The organism is Paenibacillus agaridevorans (assembly GCF_003112455.1).
Lineage (GTDB): Bacteria > Bacillota > Bacilli > Paenibacillales > Paenibacillaceae > Pristimantibacillus > Pristimantibacillus agaridevorans.
On record NZ_BDQX01000036.1, the window covers coordinates 115,203 to 118,999 of the forward strand.

The following is a 3,797-nucleotide window of genomic DNA, read 5'->3' on the forward strand; positions in this document are numbered from 1 at the left end:
GTTCGGAAGGCGACAAGCCATCCAGACTGGAGAATACGTCGCATATTTTGTACGATTCCGGCTCAAGCAGCTACACGACTTATTCCAATACGGTCCGTATTCCTATCGTAGGTCCCGATATCCAGTTGGAAAAGAAGACTGACGCATGCGAGGCAGTGCCTGGCAAGCCGATCCCATACAGGGTCATCCTGCGAAACAAAGGGAATTACGCCGCAAAGGTCGTGTTATACGACGAACTGCCGAAAGGCATGGCTTTCGTGCCGGGCAGTATTGTAAAAGACGGCGTCCCTTTGCCAGGAGTCGATCTCGACGCAGGTTTAAAGCTTGGTACGGTTGATCCCGGCGAAAAGGTGAAAGTTGCCTTCCAGCTTGTGCTTAAGCTAGGCAGCGAAGAGGATTGCGGCAAAAAAGTGTGCAATCGGATGAAAGCGAGCGTTTCGTTCTACAGCTCAAACGGCAGGAAAGTGAAGGAGAACGTCTTTTCCAATACGATTTGTCTCCCGGTGGCAAAGGCCGACGAAGCCGTGCCTTTCGCAAAGCTGACCGTCGATCCGGCCAAAGCGGCGCCGGGAGATCGACTTAGCTACAAGCTGATTGTCGGCAATCAAGGGCATGCGGCAGCCATGGTTACTCTGTTGTCTTTTTTGCCCAAAGGATTGCTGTACGTGCCTAATAGTTTGACCATCAATGGCAATTGGATGAGCGGAGGGGTTCCGGGCAATGCCGGGATCCCGCTCGGTCTCATCGAACCGGGGGAGAGCGTCACGGTGGCGTGGGAGGTCGTCGTTCCGGGCGTCACTATCGTATCGCCGGGCCAATGGATTGACAATCGAGCTTTTCTGAAAGCTTCCTGCCGCGACCCGGGTTGCGCTGAACGAGTGTCGGAGGAATTTCATTCGAACAAAACGGTTGTCGAGCTCTGTTTCCCCGTCATTACAGCGAAACTTAAGGCGAAGCCGGAAGTTTCTTTTCCGGATGGCTACGTCAACTTCACGTTGCAGCTAGCGAATGCCGGCAATCGAGCTGCGATTTGCGGGTCCGACAAACTTTTGAGGGGACCCATAAGCCTGGTTCCGGAAAGCTTGACGGTTGACGGCGAGGGGAAGCAGGCGACAGTCTCGGACAATCGGATCGTATTCGGCGAGCTGGCGCCGTCTGGCGTTATGAGGATTCTATTTCAAGGAATCATCAGTCCGCTGGTCACCACGCGTACCTTACGCGGGCATATCGACGTGCAATATGAATATTTGCTGCATGACCAAGTGCATAAGGAAGCGGTATCCACCAATCCCTATACGATCGCGATTATGCACGATGATGAATAGCGGAGCGTTTATACCAATTAACACATATGGAGACAGGGGCTATTCGAGAAGTGAACTTTTAAGGTAGCCCCGTTGTTCTTATGGCTCGATTATATGGGTAGGGTTTTATGTAAAATTCAACAAAAGTGGCTTCACCTGGGACCTAAGTAGTACGAAAATTCATACACAATCCATCAAATAAGCCGTGATCTGGTCAAACGTGTATGAAAATTCATACACAATCCATCAAATAGGCCGGCAACTGGCCAAACGTGTATGAAAATTCATACACAATCCACCAAATAGGCCGGCAACTGGCCAAACGTGTATGAAAATTCATACACAATTCACCATCAGGCCGGTATCTTGATAAATGGAGTGCTGACGCCCACGTTTAGGTTGAATGTTAAGTGGCAGGCATCCACCTCGCCACTTTCCTGAAAATCAATTACACGAAAAGTTGGACGGAAGCGTCTTTCCGCCCAACTTTTTATTTTTGAGACTTATTGGACAGCCCTGTTTCTTTTTATAATTAACTACTTGGTTAACGTAATTAGGTTCAATTAACTTATGATTGACAAATAAGTTGACTTTCTTCATAATGAAACTGAATTTATTTAAATGATTTAATTAAACATTAATCATTTAGTTAATCTAAAGGAGGTCTTTTATTTATGTCAACGATATACCGATCCGAGCACCCGAGACCACAATTCATGAGGGACAGCTGGCTTAATTTGAACGGAGAATGGGAATTTGCGTTTGATGATGAAAATACGGGCACTTCGGAAGGATGGCATAAGGGAGATCGGCCTTTGCCGCTTCGCATTCAGGTGCCGTTCGCTTTCCAAAGCAAACTTAGCGGCATTGCCGATCCAGCCGTGCACGACACGGTATGGTATCGTCGTTCGCTGGACATTCCTGCCGAATTTGCAGGCAAAAAAACGATCCTCCACTTCGGAGCTGTCGATTATTTAGCTTCGGTATGGGTAAACGGCGTACTGGTAGCGACGCATGAAGGCGGACATACACCATTCCAGACGGATATTACGGAAGCGCTGCGCGAAGCCGATAATTGGCTCGTTGTAAAGGCGGTCGACTTTAGCCGGGACACAACGCTGCCGCGGGGCAAACAATTTTGGCTGGACGAGTCCGCTTCTATCTTCTATACAAGAACGACGGGGATCTGGCAGACGGTATGGATGGAAGCTGTCGCGACGGCATCCATCGACCGTGTGCGGATGATTCCGGACATTGACCGTAATGCAATTGAGCTGCATTCCTATTTCCGCGGGACAGCGGGACGCTCTCTCAAGCTGAAGGTCGAAGTTACCTTCGAAGGCGAACCGGTGGTTGAAGAGACGTACAGCATTACAGATGACCGGCTTAATCGAACGATCGGGCTCCGGGATCTATACGACCGCGGCGCCTCCCGACATTGGAGCCCGCAGCATCCTCGTTTGTACGACATCGTGTTCTCTCTGATAGAAGGCGATGCGGTCATAGACCAAGCGACCTCTTATTTCGGGATGAGGAAGGTATCTATCGAGGGTGGCAAGCTTTGCCTGAACAATCGCCCATTCTTTAGCAAAATGGTGCTCGATCAAGGTTATTTCCCGGACGGCAATCTTACGCCGCCGAGCGACGAGGCGATTCGCAAGGACGTCGAGCTGACCAAAGAGATGGGCTTCAACGGAGCGCGCAAACACCAGAAGCTGGAGGATCCGCGCTACTTGTACTGGTGCGACAAGCTGGGCCTTGTAGTCTGGAGCGAAGCGGCCAACGCTTATCAATTTACAGAAGAGTATGTGCAGAAGTTTACGAAAGAATGGATGGAATCCGTCGAACGGGACGCCAATCATCCGAGTATTATCGCCTGGGTGCCGCTCAATGAGAGCTGGGGCGTGCCGAATATCCAGGTCGACAAGCAACAGCAGGATCATGCCATGGCGATGTATTATTTAACCAAGTCGCTGGATCCTACGAGACCGGTCATTTCCAATGACGGATGGGAGCTGGTCAAGACAGACCTGTTCAACATCCATGATTACGAATGGAGACGCGAAGTGCTGGAAGAGCGGTACAGCACAGTTGAGAACGCCATAGAAACGATGCCGGCGAACCGGAGATTGGCGGTAGAAGGTTACCCTTATGCAGGCCAGCCGATCCTGCTGACGGAATTCGGCGGAATCTCCTACAAGAAAAGCGATTGGGAGGGCTGGGGGTATTCCGGAGCGGACAATGACGAGGATTTCGAACAGCGACTCCGCGCCGTCATCCAGCCGTTCCATGGCGCAGGCAGCGTCGTTCAAGGTTATTGTTATACGCAGCTGACGGACGTGGAGCAGGAGATTAACGGTCTGCTGACCTACGATCGCATCCCCAAAATTCCGCTGGAGCTGATCCGCGCGATCAACGAAGGCAAATAAGCTAGGGCGTGTCTGAATACTCCGAGGGGAGCAGATTTTGCCGAATTTTCGTTCCATGCAAGGA

2 protein-coding genes are annotated in these 3,797 nt (G+C 50.8%); both read left to right on the forward strand.

Annotated features, from left to right (window positions below; genetic code table 11):
* Positions 1–1,325: DUF11 domain-containing protein (locus tag PAT3040_RS02625; protein ID WP_181376410.1), on the forward strand; the 1,325-nt coding region annotated here is incomplete at its 5' end.
* A gap of 653 nt (positions 1,326–1,978) precedes the next feature.
* Positions 1,979–3,733, forward strand: a complete 1,755-nt coding sequence (locus PAT3040_RS02630) for a glycoside hydrolase family 2 protein (RefSeq protein ID WP_108991439.1) — start codon at positions 1,979–1,981, stop codon at positions 3,731–3,733.
* Positions 3,734–3,797 lie beyond the last annotated feature (64 nt).

Bases quoted from the DNA above. Each gene is read 5' to 3' on its own strand.
- PAT3040_RS02630 (WP_108991439.1), top strand. From the start codon at position 1,979: ATGTCAACGATATACCGATCCGAGCACCCGAGACCACAATTCATGAGG.